The 21,104-nt window shown below is 45.1% G+C and carries 15 protein-coding genes; 8 read left to right on the top strand and 7 right to left on the bottom strand.

Going from position 1 to position 21,104, the window contains the following annotated elements; genetic code table 11:
• Nucleotides 1-720: 720 nt before the first annotated feature.
• Entirely contained in the window at nt 721-2,016 is a 1,296-nt protein-coding gene (locus tag I3248_RS02565) for an NCS2 family permease (RefSeq protein ID WP_238062422.1), read from the bottom strand.
• Nucleotides 2,017-2,759: 743 nt separating this feature from the next.
• Between I3248_RS02565 and tolQ the strand changes: the two genes are divergently transcribed.
• The 4 genes from tolQ to I3248_RS02545 all read left to right on the top strand — a co-directional run bounded on the left by tolQ (nt 2,760) and on the right by I3248_RS02545 (nt 6,499).
• Nucleotides 2,760-3,482 (top strand): protein TolQ, encoded by a 723-nt coding sequence (gene tolQ, locus I3248_RS02560; protein ID WP_238062421.1) that lies wholly within the window; start codon nt 2,760-2,762, stop codon nt 3,480-3,482.
• Nucleotides 3,479-3,934: a protein TolR gene (gene tolR / locus I3248_RS02555; protein WP_201556715.1), complete on the top strand. Its 456-nt coding sequence runs from the start codon at nt 3,479-3,481 to the stop codon at nt 3,932-3,934. Before tolQ ends, tolR begins: the two co-directional genes overlap by 4 nt.
• 121 nt (nt 3,935-4,055) lie before the next feature.
• Nucleotides 4,056-5,048, top strand: a complete 993-nt coding sequence (locus tag I3248_RS02550; RefSeq protein ID WP_238062420.1) for a TonB C-terminal domain-containing protein — start codon at nt 4,056-4,058, stop codon at nt 5,046-5,048.
• Nucleotides 5,049-5,161: 113 nt separating this feature from the next.
• The gene (locus tag I3248_RS02545; protein WP_238062419.1) at nt 5,162-6,499 is read left to right on the top strand and encodes a translocation protein TolB; all 1,338 of its coding nucleotides are present in this window, start codon (nt 5,162-5,164) and stop codon (nt 6,497-6,499) included.
• Between the two features lie 176 nt (nt 6,500-6,675).
• Here I3248_RS02545 and I3248_RS02540 read toward each other — a convergent pair whose 3' ends face one another.
• The 3 genes from I3248_RS02540 to I3248_RS02530 form a co-directional block, all read right to left on the bottom strand.
• Nucleotides 6,676-7,338, bottom strand: a complete 663-nt coding sequence (locus I3248_RS02540; RefSeq protein WP_037058670.1) for a cytochrome c — start codon at nt 7,336-7,338, stop codon at nt 6,676-6,678.
• Nucleotides 7,339-7,469: 131 nt separating this feature from the next.
• Nucleotides 7,470-9,071 carry a flavin monoamine oxidase family protein gene (locus tag I3248_RS02535; protein ID WP_238062418.1) on the bottom strand — a complete coding sequence of 534 codons (1,602 nt, stop codon included), beginning with the start codon at nt 9,069-9,071 and terminating at the stop codon, nt 7,470-7,472.
• Nucleotides 9,072-9,421: 350 nt separating this feature from the next.
• Nucleotides 9,422-10,864 carry a cytochrome c gene (locus I3248_RS02530; protein ID WP_238062417.1) on the bottom strand — a complete coding sequence of 481 codons (1,443 nt, stop codon included), beginning with the start codon at nt 10,862-10,864 and terminating at the stop codon, nt 9,422-9,424.
• Between the two features lie 344 nt (nt 10,865-11,208).
• Here I3248_RS02530 and I3248_RS02525 point away from each other — a divergent pair, with 344 nt between their 5' ends.
• Complete coding sequence (locus I3248_RS02525; RefSeq protein ID WP_201602617.1) at nt 11,209-11,358, top strand: hypothetical protein; 150 nt, start codon at nt 11,209-11,211, stop codon at nt 11,356-11,358.
• A gap of 171 nt (nt 11,359-11,529) precedes the next feature.
• On the opposite strand, the gene I3248_RS02520 is transcribed toward I3248_RS02525, so the two are convergent.
• From I3248_RS02520 to I3248_RS02510, 3 genes are all read right to left on the bottom strand, one after another.
• Entirely contained in the window at nt 11,530-12,132 is a 603-nt protein-coding gene (locus I3248_RS02520; RefSeq protein WP_238062416.1) for a flavodoxin family protein, read from the bottom strand.
• Nucleotides 12,133-12,303: 171 nt separating this feature from the next.
• Complete coding sequence (locus tag I3248_RS02515; RefSeq protein ID WP_238062415.1) at nt 12,304-13,398, bottom strand: polyphenol oxidase family protein; 1,095 nt, start codon at nt 13,396-13,398, stop codon at nt 12,304-12,306.
• A 94-nt stretch (nt 13,399-13,492) separates the two neighbouring features.
• Entirely contained in the window at nt 13,493-14,596 is a 1,104-nt protein-coding gene (locus tag I3248_RS02510) for an RluA family pseudouridine synthase (RefSeq protein ID WP_227675577.1), read from the bottom strand.
• A 478-nt stretch (nt 14,597-15,074) separates the two neighbouring features.
• Between I3248_RS02510 and I3248_RS02505 the strand changes: the two genes are divergently transcribed.
• The 3 genes from I3248_RS02505 to rpoD all read left to right on the top strand — a co-directional run bounded on the left by I3248_RS02505 (nt 15,075) and on the right by rpoD (nt 20,984).
• Nucleotides 15,075-16,301, top strand: a complete 1,227-nt coding sequence (locus I3248_RS02505) for an outer membrane protein assembly factor BamD (protein ID WP_238062414.1) — start codon at nt 15,075-15,077, stop codon at nt 16,299-16,301.
• Between the two features lie 231 nt (nt 16,302-16,532).
• Nucleotides 16,533-18,638, top strand: a complete 2,106-nt coding sequence (locus tag I3248_RS02500; RefSeq protein WP_238062413.1) for a CHC2 zinc finger domain-containing protein — start codon at nt 16,533-16,535, stop codon at nt 18,636-18,638.
• Nucleotides 18,639-19,061: 423 nt separating this feature from the next.
• A complete protein-coding gene (gene rpoD, locus I3248_RS02495; RefSeq protein ID WP_201609924.1) occupies nt 19,062-20,984 on the top strand; it encodes an RNA polymerase sigma factor RpoD in 1,923 nt (640 codons plus the stop codon).
• Nucleotides 20,985-21,104 lie beyond the last annotated feature (120 nt).

Raw genomic sequence — 21,104 nt, 5'->3', positions numbered from 1 at the left:
ACTATCCGCTTATATAGAGAAGATAAATAACTCTCCAAAAGCGATCTGTAAAATAGCTATAGATAAAGACAAAAAAAACCAAATTATAAAAGATCAGACAGCGCTATCACAAAACGAGCAAATCCAGCAAAAGCTGGATGCGGTTAAGTAGATCGTTGCGTGTTAAACGGACTACGTTAACAATACAAAGGCAAATTAACGTTAAGCGGCATTAGTGCCTTCTTCTTGTCGGTAGTGAAGGAGTGCGATCATAGTCTGAGCGGATGGGTCTAATAGCAGCAAAAACATGATCAGGGTGTCGCCAATTCACTGTAAGAAAAACCTCTACGGCGTTGCTTGAGGTGATGCGCTTAACGTCGCCATATTATCACGAAAAAAATTTTCAAACTATGCCTAACCAACATTTATTTTCAATCATTATTACCTTTAAAAACAGTTAGATACCATATTCATCTTGCTATTGACGCTTAAGGTACCCTTTTCTATTTACTCTTTGACTACTCTGTGTCTATACCCATTTTCATAATCAGACAGTTTATGGCTAATAAACGACAACTGTAACCTATAAATCAGTGCGTTTCATCCGGTGGACCTCTCAAAAAAGAGCCCTCAAAGCTGCATAAAAAAACCCTTCTTATCAAGATCTGATAAAAAGGGTTAGATAACGATAAAGCTTTGATAGAGTTATAAGTTTATAAAATTATAACGACTCTCTAGACTCTAAACAAAGATAATCTTAGCAAGCAGTACTATCGTTAAGATCCAGACCGCTATACTAATATCAGCAAACTTACCGGTTAACGCCTTAGCAGCCGTGTAAGTGATAAATCCAAGCGCGATACCATCGGCGATAGAATACGTTAAAGGCGTAAATAGTAGTACGACGACGACTGGGCCGGCTTCAGTTAAGTCCAACCATTCCACATCTTTTAGCGTAGCTAGCATCAGTACTGCGACATAAAAGATAGCGCCGGCAGTAGCATAAGCGGGAATCATACCAGCAAGTGGTGCAAAAAAGGTACTCAGTAAAAATAGCACCCCGACCGTCACCGCGACTAAGCCCGTACGACCACCCGCTGCAATACCAGAGACACTCTCAACGTAGCTGGTTGTCGATGAAGTACCTAGCGCCGCACCAGCAACTGTCGCTGTAGAATCCGCTAACAGTGCCTTGCCCATATTAGGAATCTTACCATTTTTATCGACTAAGCCGGCTTGACTGGTAGTCGCAATCAAAGTCCCTGCAGTATCAAATAAATCAACGAATAAAAAAGCAAAGATAACACTGATCATGCCAACGTTTAGAGCGCCTGCAATATCAATTTGCATAAAAGTCGGTGCCATAGAAGGCGGCGCTGAGACAATACCGGTAAATTGAGTATTGCCAGTTAATAGGCTAATAAGCGCGACGAGTAAAATACCAATAGTTACCGCACCTGGTACTTTTTTATAAGCCAAAGCGATAATAACAATAAAACCAAAAGCTGCCATAGCAGGAGAGAAGGTCGTCATATCCCCTAGGCCAACCAAAGTGGCGTCGTTATTGACGATGACGCCAGCACTTTGTAGCGCGATAAAAGCTAAAAACGCGCCAATACCAGCGACCACTCCTTGCTTTAGTGAGTTGGGTATGGAGTTGATAATGATTTCGCGTATCTTAAACAGACTCAAAAGTACAAAGATACACCCAGATAAGAATACCGCGCCAAGTGCGATCTGCCAAGTATAGCCCATACCAAGTACTACGCCGTAAGTAAAAAAGGCGTTAAGACCCATGCCCGGAGCTAGCGCGACTGGCAGCTTGGCATAAATACCCATAATAAAACAACCAATCGCCGCAGCTAAGCACGTCGCGACAAAGACCGCGCCTTTATCCATACCCGCATCTGCTAAGACGTTCGGGTTGACAAAGATAATATAAGCCATGGTCAAAAAGGTAGTTAAACCGGCGAGTAGTTCTGTTTTTATGGTGGTGTTGTCACCTGTGATTCCATAATATCTTTTAATTGCGTTCATAGTGTCGCTTCCCAGTTGCATTAATTAAGTATCGCATCCAAACTAAAACCTTAGTGTTTAACAGGTCAATCAAGGCGTTATCTCTACCAAAAACTGTTTTGGTAGAGATAACCCAGAGAAGGTATTTTTAAACATGCTTTATCATCATGCTGCTAATGCATGATGGGGTGTAGAATGGTTTTTAAGCGATACGAGAAGAAGCTTATCTAGTTTAGTCATTCTAGCCGAATGAGTTGATAACGTAACGTCTTTAGAAGTCTCGCCTCCGTCTTTAAGATAAAGTTGACGTCATTATGATCTCATTCTCAGTAACAAAACCTTTGGTGATACCTCCGGTTTTGCGTTTTGCAGTGCTTTAGCTATGACAAGGTTGTCGCTATCGGCAGTGGTACTTAGTAGAATAAACACGTTTAAAAATTAGTGATAACTTGCCTCACGGCCTAGTATATAAAAAAACATACTCTGTGACAATTTAGTAAGTTAAAACTACAATTCAACCTGCAAGCGAAACTCTATTATATTTACGACTTCTTGTCACTCGTTATTTGGAAAAATCAATCATTAGCAATTATTAAACACATTAATAATGACCTTTTTATCATTTAAACGTACACTAACGAGTGAATATGACTTAGAAGCCTTTGCATGCTGATTGTTTTTGGCTTTATTGCCTGAACTTGCTTCATAACGTCAATACTATTGTTTTATATTGCTAGCTATCGTCCATTATATGAGTCCATTAGATGCCTGAATCTTTAAATATTATCGACCTAATCACCCAAGCGAGCCTGCTAGTACAGATCGTGATGGCTTTATTATTATTGGCTTCACTGCTCAGTTGGGTGGTTATCTTTCGGCTCAGCGCACGTTTAGGCAGTGCCAAACGCTTCGATGAACAGTTTGAGACTTGGTTTTGGTCAGGCGAAGATCTAGCAAAGCTCTACCAAGGCGTTCAAGGCTCGCCTGATCGACAAGGCCTTGAGCAGATTTTTTATGTAGGGTTTTCTGAATATCTAAGAATGCACAAAAAGCGCCAACCTAAAGACGATATTATCGACGGCGTTGAGCGTAAGCTGCGCGTTGGTCTTGGCCGTCAGCAGCAGCTCTTAGAGTCAGGTCTGACTACGCTGGCAAGTATCGGCTCGGTCGCGCCCTATGTCGGTTTATTTGGTACCGTTTGGGGTATTATGAATGCTTTTTTAGGTTTATCACAAACCGAGCAAGCTACCCTCGCCTCTGTCGCACCCGGTATCGCTGAGGCATTGATTGCCACTGCTATGGGGCTATTTGCCGCGATTCCAGCAGTGTTAGCTTTCAATCACTTCACGGCTAAGTCAGCACGGCTTTACGAGTCGCGCGCCTTATTTTGTGATGAGATGACCGGTATGCTACAGCGCGAAACCAGTATCGAAAGCAAAATCGCGACTCCTCGTACTGCGCACATTAATCAGAGCAATCCGCTATGAAGCCAAGTCCTTATAAGCGCCAAAATGCCACGCTCAACAGCGAGATGAACGTCGTGCCTTATATCGATGTGATGCTCGTACTGTTAGTGATTTTTATGGTGACCGCGCCGATGCTGACCACAGGCGTAGAAGTAGACTTACCCAAAGAGCAAGCAGCAAGCATGAGCCAAAACCAGCTGCCAATTATCGTCTCTTTAACTGATAATGGCGAGATTTTTATCAGTTATGAGGATAATGTAGATGTACCCGTCAGTGAGCCTGAGCTGATTAACACTTTATTCAATCTACAAACTCAAAGTAATAATGAAACAGGCCAGCCCATACAGATTATGATCAATGCCGATCAAAACAATCAATACGGCGCTATCGTGGCACTCATGGCAAGCTTGCAGCAAGCGGGTATTGAAAAAGTCGGACTACTCACCGGCCCGCCTTTACCTATGCCGCAGTAAGAAGCCGCAATAAGTAAATGCTACCGTTATCCTTTATAATATTGGTCTATACGGCTACTTTTTAGCCTGATCTGAATTGTTCTAGATATCTACCTTCAAGCTCACATGACTACTCACACTTATGAATAATGCACCTCTCGTCTATATACCTACTCCGCCTGACAGTGATGGGCTAACCTTGCCTACGCTGCTCAGCTTGTTGGCGCACGGTATAGTGATCGGTCTGCTGATCTATACCTATCAGCAGCCAAGTCTAGAGACAAGCGGCGCGATTGAGACCACTATGGTATCGCCTGAGCAGTTAGCTGAGATGCAGGCTCAGATATTGAGTAACCGCGCAGCAGCCCAAGCGGCCAGTCAAGCGAACAGCACCTTACCCGCTGAAACCTCTGAAAGTACAGCTAGTACGGCTAGCACCCCGCCTACAGCCCCCTCAGAGTCTGCGACGTCAAGCTCACAAAGAGTACCTGTATTTATGCGCTCTGATGACGCTGCCGATGAGCCTATACTGATGAGCGAAAATCAGCAGCAACGATTGGCTGAACAATCGGCCGCTTACGAGCGTAACCTAGCAGAGTGGAATGCTCAGGCAGAGGCATTAGCGATTGAGAGACTTGAGCAAGTCGAACAACGTCAGCAAGAAGATGACGCAAAAGAGCGTGAACGACTCAAAGAGTATCGTGATAAACAAAAAAATACGACAAACCCTAGAATCAATCGCCCGAGCAAAACGGATCGTAATATAGAGATAGAGACAGGACTTCCTAGCAGCGCAAATAAAACCTTTGACTTATCAGACGGTCAATCAACGGCTGATAGCAAGCCTGCCAGTACCCGTAGTAGCGCTTCGGCTTCTGCGGGCGATTTTAAGAACAGCATAGCTGCTAAAATTCAGAGAAACTTAAAAGCACCGCTTGAAACCCAAGGTATTACTGCTAAAGTAGCTTTAAGATTAGATAATCAAGGTAACGTATTATCAGCCAAAGCTACCGGCGCTAATAGTGCGGTTAATGATGCGGCAGAACAAGCCGCTTTTGCCGCAAGCCCTCTACCTATTGATTTGACCAACCCTAGCAGATTTGCGGCTTTAACTATCAACGTTATGGTTCAATAGATTAAGGTAAAAAGGATTTAAAGCCTAGTGTCAAATAAGTCGACATTAGAGTCTTCTGACGCTTATCTCTTGCCGCCGATTATTTTAAAATTTTTAACTTAGGGTATTCACCTATGAAACTATTATCTTTAAAGCTACCAAACTCAAAGCTTACTACCTTCTCCGCGTTAAACCTAGCTTCGGCTTCGCTATTGCTCACGCCACTGCTGTTCGCTCCTTTATATTCTGCTACTGCTGCACCTATGGAGATCGATGTCACGGTGGTTGCGCCAAGACAACAAAACCAAGTCGCCTTTGTCCCCTTTGCCGGTGACAATGTCTTATCTTCTATTATCTTAAATGATTTGAGCCGAACCGAATTAAAGGTCACCAGCCAAGGCTTACCGCAGCAGCCACGTAATAGTGGTGAGCTTGCAGGCACTCTGCCAGTATGGCAAAGCTTAGGTATCCCTTATTTAGTCGTCGGTAGTACTCGCAGCAATCGCGGTCAAGTGATCACAGATTATGAGGTTATCGATGTTAAGTCTGGTCGTATCATCCAAGGCAAACAAAGCTTGACGGCTAACAATGACGCGCAGAGTATGCGCTATGCCGGTCACGTGATAGCTGACAAAATCTACGAGCTTATCACTGGTACGCCAGGTGACTTTTCGGGCCGTATTGCTTATATCGAAGAGACTGGCGTTGGCAGTAACAAAATCTCACGTTTAAAAGTCATGGACGCTGATGGTGAGAATGCGAGAGTCATGACAGAGGTAAAAGGCTCTATCTTCTCGCCAGCTTGGTCCCCTGATAGCAACCGTATCGCTTACTCCATCCAGCGCGAGAAGTCCTATCCCATCATCTATGTTCAAAACGTGAGTGGCGGCGGCGCTACTGCGGTAGCTAACTATCAAGGTAGCAATCTAAGCCCCTCCTTCTCTCCTGATGGGAGCAAAATCCTCTTCTCTAGCAGCTTTGAGGGTAGCGCGGATATCTATCAGATAAGCGCTAATGGCGGCAACCTTCAAAAGCTTGTCAGCTGGCCGAGCAGCGAAGTACAGCCAAACTACGCTCCTGATGGTCAATCGTTTGTTTTTGTCTCCGACAAAGCAGGTTTTAACAGACCGCAAATCTATCGTTATGAGTTTGGCTCAGGGCGCGTCACTAAAGTCTCTAACAGCAGCTACGCGACAAGCCCGCAGTTCAGTAGTGACGGCTCACAAATTGCCTTTTTGAACGGCAGCTCTGCAGCTATTATGAATAGTGGCGGTGCGGTCACCGCAAATTTAGGCAACACCGGTATCGATGAAGCACCTAGCTTTTCACCCAATGGCAAGCGCGTGGTCTATGCTTCAAGACAAGGCGGCAAAGGGGTCTTGACGATTAAACCTCTCGCTGGTGGTAGCGCTATAAACGTACCTAGTAGTGGCACCGTGCGCTCACCTGTTTGGTCAGCCAGTCCGAAATAGCGGATGGATCAAATAGCAAATGCGCGTTCGCTCTACAGGTTCATAACCCTAAAAAAAAACAAAGCGCCTAATGGTTTATTAGGCGCTTTGTTGTTTGAGCTCAAACAGATAAAAAGCTTGTCGTCATAAATATACTAAACTTTATACTTAGACGGTATGCGTTAAATAATTAGCCCCTACTCATCACTTGGATCACTCGCTGGTGGCTTTTCATGTCTTAGCTGCGCGACGTCTTCAGCAGTCACTATCTCATTAAAACCATTTAAATCATTAACGATGTATTGTGTCACTGCGGCCATCTGTTCATCATTCATCATGCCATGAAAAGATGGCATACCACGAAAGCCATTGATCAAGATATCAATAATATAATATTTTGACTGCATTTTACTGTTATCAGCTAGTGGCGGATAATAGCCTGCGCCATAAGCCCCTTCGCCTTTGTGCATATGACAAGCTGCACAAGAGTCGTGGTATAGTTTTTTGCCATCAGTGGTGATAAAAGCATTTTCTCCCTCAAACTTCGCCTCCCACTTTGCAATGCTAGGGTCGTTCTCCATGTTAGGAAGCGAGCTGACATCGACGATATTGACGTTAGGTTCAGTTAGCTCCTCACGGCTCATATACACTGCGCCCCAAGCACCCGTGTTACGGCTTGCTTGATAGTCATTAGTCGTGATAGAGTCTTGCTCTTGTTCACTAGCTATAGTCTCCACATCGTCTGACTGCTGGCTACAGCCTAGAAGTGCTGTACTGCTTATTACACTCAGCAACATCACAGTCAGCAGCTTAGGTGTCATGTTTTTCATGATGGTTGTTTTCACGATTGCATTGTCCATGATTGCCTCTGAATTTTTATAGTTATCCACATTGACTTAGTATCTAACCTTATATTGTATTTATGCTAATAATGCGTCTACGCTAATAATACGTTTATGTTAATCATACATTTACGCCAACATTGATGTATTTACGCTAACATTTTTGCTTTTTTATGAAGACGCTTGGCAGCATCCATACCAGATAATATAGCGCCTTCTTGCCATGCTGGAATATGTGAGCAATGCTCGCCCGTTAGTACAATACGGTTATCAATACTGCACAGAGTGTCGTAATGCTGGCGACGAGTCGATTCATTCCAGATACCATAGCAACCCAATGTCCAAGGAATACGGTGCCAAACGACTGACGTCCCTGCTTTAAACTCTTCAGGATACTGAGGATGAATGTATTTGCCGTAGGCTAGCGCGACATTGATACGCTCTTTTGGCGTTAGGGTGTTGAACTTATAAGAAGTTGGACCATAGCCATACGCTCCAAGTAGCACGCCAGGGCCATCTTTGAACATATTTTCTGAAGGATAAGCAATCTGTGCAATAGGCATATCGGTATAAGTTAGACCACCATAGATCCACTCATCTTCTTCCCAAAAGCGGCGATTAAACTCCAAACCAACTTTATAAGACGTCTCATAAGGTACCGCTGCCATCGCTTGTTTCATAGGCTGTGAGACATTGATATCGAGCTGAGTCAATACCGTAAGCGGTATATTACAGATACACCAGTCTGCGCGTACCGATTTGGTAGCGCCATCAGGGCTATTACTATCGACATAATCTACAGTCACCCCAGTGTCGTCTTGGTTAATCTTAGTGACTTTGGCATTGAATTCGATCATATCGCGGCATTCGCGAGTAAAAGCATCGCCGATTTTGCCCATACCGCCTACAGGCTGAAACATCGTTGGCTGATGGCCGTAAGTCATGTGGTTACTATAAATATCTGCCCACATACCTGAGTCTAATATCTCAGTGATAGGTAAAGGCTTTGAGGGCTGGGCATTTGGCATCAAGCCGCCACCTGGAAAGACGCTATAGCCGCGATGCTTAGTGGTCGCATGACTAGGACGGTAGCGATAGTCTTTATCAAGCACGCCCCAACCCTTTAGACCCTCAAGCAGTTTCTCTTTATCTTCTGTATTCACTGAGCGATCAAGGCCGCCGACATTCACTGATTTTGATAGTAGTTCTGCCAAATTACCTTGAATATCGTTTTTTACATCGCCCAGACGCTGCGGTGCACCATTAAAATGAGTCGTACGATGTAGGTAAGCACGATCATTGGTCTGAATAAAGGGCTGCATCTCTACGCCAAACTCTTTGCAATAATGAAAGACGGCATAATGGTGACTAGGCAGACGCCAAGGTCCACCATTAAAATAGTTACCCTCTGCAAAATCACAAGTCACCTCTTCACCGCCAAGCTCTGTATATTTATCACCGCTATGCAGCGTCCAACTCCGGCCACCGCCGCGATTTTGATATTCAAGTACTTTGACATCATAACCGGCTTTACGTAACTCATAAGCTGCGGTCAGTCCGCCAAGACCGGCTCCAAGGATGACGATACTCGCGCCCGGAGGAGCGCCTTTGAGATCAACCGTTTCTTTAAAACTAGACTCTGAGGCAAACCCTAACGTAGTCATGGCCTGATACATAGCCGTGGCTCCAGCAGTCTTGCCGATCATTGAGAGCAGTTGGCGACGGGTTGGTGATTGAAGCATATCTTTCATGATGTTGTCCTTTTGGTATGACGGTCATACTGTCTCATAGCTGATTGATACTCCTACTTTATAAGCTCAATAATCTCAAGGTTATAAGGGTGTATGAGAGATTAAGTGAGTGTATCTAAATCAGTTATTACTTTGTCATTTACCCTATTATTGTTTTAAATACGAGAATAGAGGTACGAATCTCTTAGTATTTGCAGTATTACTCATAATGTTAAGCGAGTTAATATTGAGCGAGTATTGAGAGCCTAATAGCAGTCTTGCGATAATTCAGACGCTCAGTGTCGATAAGCTCAGTGGCAGCTTGTCCTCGTCAGCTCAATAAAACCATTTACTGAGCATCGAAGTCCATCTTAGTGATTACGTCTTGAGCGTATAATGGCTCGAATAATAAAGAAAATAATCACGATAGCAACGATGATGCCCAGAGCAGCCAACCATCCAGCGTATTTGATTAAAAAGGGCTGCTCAGGCTCAGCAGTTATCACTCGATCAACATCAGCTGCAGTCAAGTCACTACTAGGCAAGCTGCCAAATTTAACTCGGACGTAGTTGGCAATATTAGCAATTTGCTCACTACTGAGCTCTTCTTCAAATCCTGGCATCTTAGGCGTAGTGTCGGATGCGCCCTCTGCGCCGTGCACGATGACATTAATCAAAGCATCAGGATTATCACTGCGAATACTGCTAAGACCGACGATAGGCGCGTAGCGAGCATCTGGCTGGGCATAACCATTGACGCCATGACAGCTTGCACATTCTGCCAAATATAACGCTTCAGGAGAGTTACTACCGCCCGTAACTTCTGCTTTGGCTTGAGTCAAATAGTCATCTTGAGCGAGCAAATCATGAGTAATAGACTCATTAATTGGGCTTGGTAAACGCGAGGCATCAACTGGGCGCACTTTATCTTCCGTTTGTACAGCAGGTACTGCTTTTAGATAAGAAGCAATAGCCCCTAGATCTTCATCTTTTAGGTAGCGAGTACTATGGGCGACTACTTCGGCCATCGGCCCGCCAGCATAAGCGCGCTGATCCAGCTGACCGGTGCGCAGATAAGTGACAATATCTTGCTCACTCCAGCTACCGATACCGCTTGACTCATCTGGCGTAATATTAGGCGCATACCAATTGCCAAGCTCGGCACCAGATAAGTAGTTATCTTTATCAAAGCCCATGGTACTGTTACGCGGCGTATGACAGGTACCGCAGTGACCAAGGTTATTAACCAAATACTCACCGCGCTCTTGGGTTGCGCTCAGACCTTCACGATTTTCAGTAGAAGGCACATTGAGTACATTCCAGCCGAGCATTAAGAAGCGAAAGTTAAAGGGGAAAGGCAAGCTGGTTTTATAATCAGGGGCTTCATCATAAGCTGGTACGGTTTGTAGATAAGCGAATAAGGCGCTGATGTCTTCATCCGTCATGCCGCTATAAGAAGGATATGGCATAGCAGGATAAATCATATGATTAGGCGCGCGGCCTTTTTTCAGCGCATTTTTTAGATCTTTTTCAGTATATTTACCGATACCATACTGTTTTGAGGGCGTAATATTAGTGGAATAAATATCACCCATCGGTGTTTCAATCGCGTTACCGCCGACGTAGTCATCGCCGTGGCAGGCCATACAATCAGCAGCGCGGGCAATATACGCACCGCGGTTAACTAGATCGCTATTGGCAGGACTGATATTAGGTAGGCTTGCAGCATCAGGAATACTTGTAGCTTCAGCTAATGCGGCGGTAGAAGTGAGACCGATAGCAAACATCGATAGCATCAGATAAAGTGGCTTCATAATATCCTCGTATAGCTAGCAGCTTGATTTTTAATTCGTTGTTTTGCGTTGATGAAGCAGCCCAGGGTTGTCAATATGATGCTTTGAATATAATGCTCTTAAAAGCTATCGCATTTGCATACTGAGCCGTGTCAGCGTTATTTAATACCTTATGAGTCAACTTTATATTATTTCTGCAGTATTGCTAGTTTATTAACGTATTCGTTTAAATACTTTACAAAAGTTAGACTAGTTTATATAGTCCACCTCTGTACAAACGTTTTGTTTTAATAGCAAATACCCCATTTCTACTGCTATCAGGTATACTTTATCTATTGTTGTTAAACTTTAAGAGACTCATTATTTTGAAAGCGATCTTCAAAGCCACCGCTATCCGCGCGCTTACCCTAAGTGCGGTCGTTGTATCTGCAGCGCTGCAAAGCGGTTGCCAGTCTATGCAGTTCGGTGCTAGCCCCATTCCTGTCATCTCTTACAGTGCCTACGCTCAGCCATAACTTTAGCTTAGCGTTTTAACCTAAATTTTAGACAATTGCTCAAAACCACTTCTTAGACATTGGCATAAATGGCATAAACGTCACAAGCGTCACAAACAAGAAGGCGGATATCAATGAGATATCCGCCTTCTTACTTATTTGTCTAGCCGCGTGGTGGGCTGTTATTTATTATCAATCATTTGCCGGTTGGTGCTTGATAATAGTTTTGGCTAAGTGGTTGCCAAACCATATCGCAGTATCTATATCACCCTTGCCAGGCGTTTCCTCCGGTGGCCCATCAGCAGATTGCGTCATTAAGCCCAAATAGCTCGATAGACGGTTTAGATCATTCTCACCGTGTCCTGTCGGCATAAGCGGCAAGCCAATCCAGTTCATCCCATGCTGCATACAATATAGATTGATTTGTTGTAGTACCGCAAGCTTATCGCCGCTCAGTCCACCTGAGTTGGCAAAGCCTGCCGCCCACTTGCCTTCCCACTGACGATGGAACCAACGCTTTGAGGTCTCTTCCATAAATATCTTGAGTCCGGCAGTCAAGCTGCCCATATACACCGCACTACCAAACACAATGAGATCGGCTTGATCCAAAAAGTCCCAATCGACATCATGGACATCGATAGCTTTTACTTGTGTTTCTGCCAACTGCTGACGAGCACCTGTAACAATGGCTTCAGCAACGCGCTTGGTGTGTCCATAATTACTGTGATAAACAACCGCTATGGATAAGTTAGATGTTCTATCGAGATTTGCCGTCGCGGCTATAGATGTAGTCATACGAGCTCTAATAATAAATTGGTTTATGGATTCCGTAGCACTTATAGTAGATTCAATATAAAAATGTTGTAGCGCTACGGGAATGAATTTTGCGCAGCATCGAAGGGACGCAGCACGCAAGGAAAATTTATACCAGTAGTGCCTTTCAATTTATGACAGTTTTATTTTCACTTAACCATAGCTGCTGCGGACAATGAGTAAAGCCATACGCCCAGTCGCTGGCTGTTGTAGATGGGTCTGACGACGATAAGAGTAGTAGTTTATATCGTCATAGCTACAATCAATAGCGGTGTTATTCGCCACATTTACCCCTAAATGCTCGAGCTGTGCAGTAGCGAGCTTCGGTAAGTTGAGCATGACTTTATTTGCAGATATATTCTCTGTGCTTAGAGTAGCGTGGTTTGATAATTTATCCATACTTTTATGGCTCTTATAGCTCTTATGTAATTCGCTATTGTATAAATCATCACGACCGACCTTATGCTTTGAGTTACTGTCTTTACTTATCTCGCCTTCCATTAAAGCTGAGCAACTAAATAAAGCGTCAAAATCATTTAGAGTTGCCGAGTCTAGTAACTGATTATCAGTGCAGCCTGCTACTAATTTTTCTAATACTGGGCGACCGACTTCATAATTAGCTTGGCTAATACAAGCCCCTATCCAAGCGATAATAGGGGCATCGCTATCGAAACGTTCAGTAGTTGCTTTGATAACACCGCAAGACAGCCCTTGCCAGCCCGCATGAATCGCTGCAATCTGCTCAGTCGCCGGCTGGTACAAAACAATAGGCACGCAGTCTGCGGTCATAATCGCTAAAGCCGTACCAGTTTGCCGGCTAATCATCGCATCAGCATCTACTGGGCGCATACTCAGCTTGGCGTTACGATGCGCCTCATCAGCGCTATAATCAACGTCATAGACATGCTTACCATGCACTTGATTGAGCCAGTGTACACGCTCAACCATTAGAGGTTGCGCGCTTGCCTGTTGTGCGTTTAACTGATCATTGATTGCGCTCAATAAACGCATACGGTTCATCAACACCGTCAGGCTAGCATCATTAACATGTAAGCCGAGATTAAACTCGCCGTAGCTTGCCTGTCCTTTTTGCAGTTGTTGCTTGCTTGCAGCAACTGCTTCGCCATCATCACCATCATCACTATCAATCGTCTTTGTCAGCGCTGTTGTCTGAAAAATAGAGACACCATCGAGCTGAGCGATTAATCGCACTGGTGGCTTGCCTAAAGCAGCTGTCTTATTCGTCATATTCTGCGCTTCACCTAAGTCTAAGTTAATATAAGTTCAAACTGACATTACTCTAAATTGACACAGCACATTAGCTCAAAAATCAGCTTAGCGATTATTCCAAACCATAATCGTCGCTTAGCACCGCTATGAGCTGCTGCATATCTTTCGGTATCGGCACGGTGACTTCGATGTCTTCATCAGTTATCGGATGCACAAACCCTAAGGCATAAGCATGCAAAGCTTGACGCGGGAAGTTGCCGATAGTTTGGCGCTGCTCTTCGCTTAAGCCTGCACGTAGCTGACGACGGCCGCCATAGACGCGATCACCGACGATAGGATGACCTATATGACTTAAATGCACTCGGATTTGGTGCGTGCGTCCGGTCTCAAGGCCGACATCCAATAAGCAGTAGTTTTCATTGAGCGGGGTAATCTTCAATAGATGGGTGACCGCTTCGCGTCCAGCGGTCATCACCGTCATTTTGGTACGCTGATTGCGGTGGCGACCGATAGGTGCATCGATCCTTTGATGCCGCCTTAAACTGGCTTGATCTCCGGCAACCACACATTGGTAATGGCGATAGACACTTTTATCTTTGAGCTGCTCCATTAGCGCCATTTGTGCCGGTTTTGTTTTACCGATCAATAGCAGCCCTGAGGTATCCTTGTCGATACGGTGCACAAGTCCTGCGCGCGGCAAATGGTGCTGCTGCGGGTAGTGATATAATAATGCGTTCACTAACGTGCCGGTTTGATTACCAGCGCCTGGATGCACCACCATACCAACCGGCTTATTGATGACGAGTACCGCCTCATCCTCATAGACGACTTCGATGGCGATATTCTCTGGCTGATCTTCACTATGCTGCTGCAGCGTCGTGGACAAATGCAATACATCAGCAGTCTTAACGCGGTATTTGGGCCTTTCTACTTTGCCATTGCACAGTAAGCTACCGTCAGCGATCCAGCCTTGAAGCTGCCCGCGCGAGAAATCAGTGAAGACTTGTGAAGCAAGCTTATCGATACGTAGGCCTGACTCTTTTTCAGTCACGGTATGCGTCACATCGATGACCTCTAATACGCGTTGACCTGGCAGTTGAGAGCTTTGATCCTCATCGCCTGATTCATCATCGTCTTCTATTTCTTCATCCATAAGACCATCATCAGCAAGAGAGTCCTCATCGAATTCTGCTAACGCTGCTTCGTTTTCAATCATCTCATTATCGGCATTTAGTGTTGTACTTGTGGCATTATCATTCATAGCATATTCAGTCGTCGTAAAGTCACCATAGTGCACTTTATAGAAATGTAGACAGTTATTTGATAATTTAGCGCGCTAGCTATCAAAATAAAGTATCCGTTAATTAGGGCTATATTGTAGCATGGCAAATGCTCAGACCCTACAGCATCACTCAGTTATCTGTTTTAAATTAAACTTAGTGATATAATTGATAATCACTTTGCTGTAGTTTATTTGGAGCCGAGTATGGTTTAGAGCCAACTTTATAGTCAGCAAAATCGCTCAGCTTGCGAAAATAAACCGTGAAAAAATAGACGAAGCTTGTATTATTCTATAAAGTAGGCAGAACTTTTGCTAGTAGCCTATCGATTGGTGCTACTACTGACTTTTATTATTAACCTGTTATGTTGCATAGTAGCGTCGCTGCTATTATGCCTTTTGTGCGGAGAGAAGTATGCGCCCTGTAGGCAACACGTTTATCAAACTATCTTCAATGACCTTGCTTACCTTAAGTGTGAGCTTGGCTGGCTGCCAGACTTTTAAAAACCTAACAGGCGATGACGTAGACGCCGTCGAGACGGCCGAAAAGTCTGAACAAGCTTATTATAATGATGCGATTGCAGAAATCGACAAAGGTCGTTACAACCAAGCCATCGAAGACTTAAATAACTTGCGCACTTTTTATCCTACCGGTCCTTATGCAGAGCAAGCACTGCTCGATGTGATGTATGCCCAGTACGCTAGTGGCAGCTATGAGCTCGCTGCTGCCAGCGCCGAGCAGTTCATTCGTCTTTATCCTTCTAATCCGCAAGTCAGTTACGCCTATTACGTACGCGGCGTGGCCAATATGGAAGGCTCATCTGATGGCCTAAAAATCTTTAAAGTCAATCAAGCAGAGCGTGATACAGCCTATTTACGTCTTGCCTTTGCCAACTTCCAAGAGCTGGTCAATAAGTACCCCAATAGCCCCTACTCTCCTGATGCTGCTCAGCGTATGACCTTTATCTACAATCAGTTTGCACAAAGTGAGCTGACAGCGGCTAACTGGTATATCGAGCGCGAAGCTTATGTCGCGGCCGTCAACCGTGCCAGATGGGTCGTACAATATTATCCATTGAGTGAGTCTGTTCCTGAAGCGCTAGCTATCTTGGCTTACGCGCATCAAAAGCTTGGTATCACTGATCTGGCCCAAGAGTACCAAACGCTCCTACAGATTAACTATCCAAACTGGCTGACCAATGATGGCCGCGTTAAGCTCAATACCAAACGTGATAGCTCTTGGTTAAACAAGCTAACCTTTGGTAAGCTTGGTCGCGCAGGTATTAGCGAGTCCTCGATAGCGACGGATCAATATACTGGCGCAACCAAAGAGCAGATCATTCGTAGCGCCACTCAGCTACGCCTGCCAAGCGACAATGCTGCTGCCAGCAATGCTAATGCTTCTTCAAGCAACCTAGTCACCGGCGACAATCGCGGTGTCAATATCGGTCTAGGTCTGCCTGAAAATGAAAGCGAGCGCATCACTGACCAAGCAAGCACCGGCTCTACTGCCAGATCCGCTATTGTTAATCCGCAAACCACCAATCCTGTGCGCCGCGCAACCCTACCTGATGACAATACTAGCGAGCGTATTCAGCTCACGCCTGCCGATACGGATGTCATCGAAGAAGACACTGAATAGTCGGCTTACTGATATAACCAGCTGACTAGTACTGTATCAAAGTACGATGTCAGTAGATAAAAATGCAAATAAATAAGGTCAACGCTATCGTTGGCCTTATTTATTTTAAGCTAATATTAAATACTAGCGCGCTTCATGATGAGGTATGAGTAAAGCCACCTCTAAATATTTCACCAAAATTAAAAGCTGAGCATAACCTTGCTCAGTCTCTGTGCTAAAATATTTATCCTTATGAGTATTCCTAACCATATTCTCGAGCAATTAAATAGCCAAGCTGACTTGATCAGCATGATTGGTCGGCATACTACGCTCAAACGAGCAGGTAGCGAGTTTAAAGGCTGCTGCCCTTTTCATGGTGAAAAATCGCCTTCTTTTTATGTCAATCCACAAAAAAACATCTACCACTGCTTTGGTTGTAGCGTCGGCGGCAATGCGATTAGTTTTTTGCGCGATTATGAAAACCTCACTTTTATGGAAGCGGTTGACGAGCTGTCTAAGCAGACCGGCATCGAAGTCCCGAAAGACGAGCAAAAAAACGTCAGCTACCAGCGCAGCAAGCCGAGGCCTACTGCTCAGCCTATGCCTCCAAAGGTAGTGGACAACACATCTTCGCCGGTGCAGCAAACTTCTGATACCGCGCCTGACTATCATAACGATGATGCATTCTATGCCAGCCACGCAAGTAGTGATTATTTTGATAACTATACTAGCGACTTGTCCGCGGCTATGGATTATCCTGATTACAACCCTATCGATGACCAACAGCCGCCAGATTGGCTTATGGCTGATGACTACTCAATGCCAATCGGTGCTGATAGTGCCAGTGAGCAAGACGGCAACTTATACGAGCTGTTGACGCAGATTCAGCAATTTTATCAGCGTAATTTGCACACGCATCCGCATGCCAAGCATTACTTTGCCGCCCGCGGTATCACTGAGCAAAGTCTTGAGGATTTTGGTTTAGGCTACGCGCCTTTTGGCTGGCAGCACCTTGAGCATGAGTTTCCTCAAGACATAGAAGGACTAAAGGCGCTAGGGCTTGTGCGCCAATCAGAGTCAGGTCGTGATTATGATCTATTGCGTGATCGCGTCATCTTCCCGATTCGTGACAATCAAGGACGCACGATTGGCTTTGGTGGCCGCGCGCTCGATGATGAAGTCAAGCCAAAGTATATTAATTCCTCAGACTCGCCCGTCTTTCACAAGCAGCATGTGCTCTATGGTTATTATGAGTCGCGCCAGCAGCGGGCTAATGATTGGCTCGTCGTTGAAGGCTATATGGATGTCATCGCACTGTATCAAGCGGGTATTTATGGCGCGGTGGCCTCTATGGGTACAGCGATCAATGAGAGTCAAATCTCAAAACTTTTGACCTTGAACCCGACGCTCACCTTAAGCTTTGATGGCGATAGCGCCGGACAAAAAGCGGCTTGGCGCACGCTTGAAGTGGCGCTACCGGTACTCGCCGATGACAAAGAGCTTAGGTTTTTGACCTTACCGAACAACCATGATCCCGACACTTTTATTAAAGCGCACGGCAATGAAGCTATGCGCGAGCAGATCAAAAACGCCATGCCGCTGTCGCAATATATCTTCGCTTACTTAAGTGAGCGTTATGATATGAGCTTAGCAGAAGGCAAAGCGAAGCTGATGTCGCAAGTGCGAACACTGACAGCTTCTTTGCCAAAAGGCAGTAGCTTTCGTTATCTGCTCAACAATGATATCTATCAAAAGCTGGGCGGCAAACGCAGTCAAAACAGTGAAGCTAAAGATGCCTTGTTAGACTTTGATGGTGATATGACCATCAGTCAGCAGCTGCAGCTGTGCTTTTTGTTTCAGCCCTTAGCGTTAAGCGAAGATCCGATTGAGATGATTTGGCAGCAAGCAGGGCTCACAAGCTTATCCCTGCCTGCCCATATCCAGCAAAAAGCCTCGGCTGACGCCATGCGCGCTTTAGTTTGGGAGGATTTGCAAGATGCTCCTTTGATAGATGTAGTCAGTACCATCAAGCGCTGTATCAATTACTTGCCAAAAGACCCCAATGCGGCAGCGCATTTTATATTATCTAATCTTACCGCGAGTACCCAAGAGTCGCTGAGTCGTAGCTGGGGTCCTTTTTATAAGACCTTACACGCCAGAAATATCTTAAGCTTGGATGCGCTAATTGAGACACTAGTTATGCAGCTACTGCAGCTGCATATGCAAAAAAAGACCCAAGAGCTGATAAAAAACCCCAATCATGTCAAACTCGCCATCGTTAGAAAACAAACCCAGCACCTCAATGATTGGATGCGGGCCCAGCAAGCCGAACAATCCGCGCAAATGATGGGCAGCTAAGTAGATGGTGCGACGAGTCTGGCGCTACAAATGATCTAGGACGGGCTTAATTTATTTTTTATCCTAGCCAAACCCTTTAAAACCCTAGCAGCTGACCCCATCATCTATGATAATGCTCAATAAGCTTTCAAATCAGCGGTTAAAAAACAAGAGATTCTAGTATCTGCGCTGATTAGCCGTATTCTGTTTTCATAGGTCTGTGTTAAACTACGCCGTTATCAGCTTGATTTGAGCAATTTGAACCAATTTTTTATTTTTTTGCTATTTTGAATCGTAGTTTATTTATAGCATTGATGCTTTTGAGCCCTTATTCATATCAACTCATTGTCATAGTAGAGGATGACTAATCGCTAAGCTTATAGGTCAATTCAAGCGTTTAGCCTTTATATCTGTTATGACAATGCCCGATGCAAGCGAGTAATTATGAACGATAAGTCCTTATCTAATTCCACCTCCCAGCTAGCTACCTTAATCCAGATGGGTAAGGAGCAAGGGTATCTCACCTATGCTGAGGTGAATGATCAACTTCCAGACTCTATTACCGAAAGCGATCAGATCGAAGATATCGTGCAGATGCTGACGGACGTTGGGATCAAGATCTTTGAATCTGCTCCTGATGCTGATGATATCTTGATGAGCGATGATTCAAGCGATGATGATATGGCAGCGGATGAAGCAGCAGCCGTACTCGCTTCTGTTGAGACAGAACCTGGACGCACCACTGACCCTGTACGTATGTATATGCGTGAGATGGGTACTGTTGATCTACTGACTCGTGAAGGCGAGATCGCTATCGCTAAACGTATCGAAGAAGGTATCCGCGATGTGCAGCATGCGATGGCCTACTGGCCTGGTACGGTACAGTTTGTACTTGATGAATACCAAAAGGTTCAAGAGGGTGAGAAAAAACTCTCTGATGTGATTACCGGCTTTTTAGATCCTGAAACTGAAGAAGATCGTCTGGCAGCTAAAGAAGAAAAAGATCGCGTTAAAGAAGAAAAAGAAAAGGCCCGTGAGGAGAAAGAAAAAGCACCTGTCCTCAAAGCTAAAGATAAGAGCAAGCTCGATGACGAAGACGATGAAGACGAAGATGACGTCGAGGAAGAAGAAGCTGAAGAGGAAGAAAGCGGCGGTATCGACCCAGAAGCCGTACGCCTGCGTATCGAGGAGATCGAAGACTTATTTGTTACTGCTAAAGAAGCCTTAATTGAATATGGCCGTGGTAGCGAGCAAGCAAAAGCCGCTTATGCTCTACTCGCTGAGCGCTTTATGATGCTCAAATTGAACAATCGCATGTCCGATCAAGTCATGGCCATCATGCACGATGTCTATGATGATGTGCGTAAGCAAGAGCGCCAAATTATGCGCCTGGTCATTCGCCGTGGCCGTATGCCGCGTAGCGAGTTTCGTAAGACCTTCCCAAGTAACGAGACTAACGTCGATTGGCTGACAGAGCGCCTAAAAGGCAAGCCAGCCTTTGCCGAAACTTTAGAAAAAGTCACTGATGATGTGATTCTACTGCAGCGTAAAATCCGCGACTACGAGCAGCAGCTCGACATGGAAATCGTTGATATGAAAGATGTCGCGCGCCGTATGGCAGTTGGTGAGGCCAAAGCCCGCCGTGCCAAAAAAGAGATGGTCGAGGCTAACTTACGTCTGGTCATCTCAATCGCCAAAAAATACACCAACCGTGGTCTACAGTTCTTGGATCTCATTCAAGAAGGTAATATTGGTCTGATGAAAGCGGTCGATAAGTTTGAGTATCGCCGCGGTTATAAGTTCTCAACTTACGCCACTTGGTGGATCCGTCAGGCGATTACCCGCTCAATCGCTGACCAAGCGCGCACTATCCGTATTCCGGTGCATATGATTGAGACGATTAACAAAATAAACCGCGTCTCGCGTCAGCTCTTGCAAGAGATGGGGCGTGAGCCTACGCCTGAGGAATTAGGCGAACGCTTAGAGATGGACGAAGTCAAAGTCCGTAAAGTGCTAAAAATCGCCAAAGAGCCGATCTCTATGGAAACACCTATCGGTGATGATGAAGACTCGCACTTAGGCGATTTTATCGAAGATGGGACGATCTCAAGCCCTGTCGATGATGCAACATCTGCAGGTTTGCGTGAAGCGACGCGTGATGTATTAGGCAATTTGACCGAACGTGAGGCGCGTGTGCTCAAAATGCGCTTCGGTATCGATATGCCAACCGATCATACGCTAGAGGAAGTCGGTAAGCAGTTCGACGTCACTCGTGAGCGTATCCGTCAGATCGAAGCCAAAGCGCTGCGTAAATTGCGCCACCCTTCGCGCTCTGAGCACTTGCGTTCATTCCTTGAGAATGATTAATATTGCAGCTTGAAAAAACGCTATTTTAGCCTCATAAAAGAGGCAAGACAGTAGCAGGCAATAAGTAAAAAAGCTGAGCGAGTCTCAGCTTTTTTGTGTGCGGCTCTAGCATTAATATTG

Origin of the sequence: Psychrobacter sp. Ps3 (genome assembly GCF_022129275.1) — a bacterium.
In the GTDB taxonomy this organism is placed as follows: Bacteria; Pseudomonadota; Gammaproteobacteria; order Pseudomonadales; family Moraxellaceae; genus Psychrobacter; species Psychrobacter submarinus.
The sequence above is the reverse complement of the archived record's forward strand: the minus strand, read 5'-3'. Positions and strand labels throughout refer to the sequence as shown.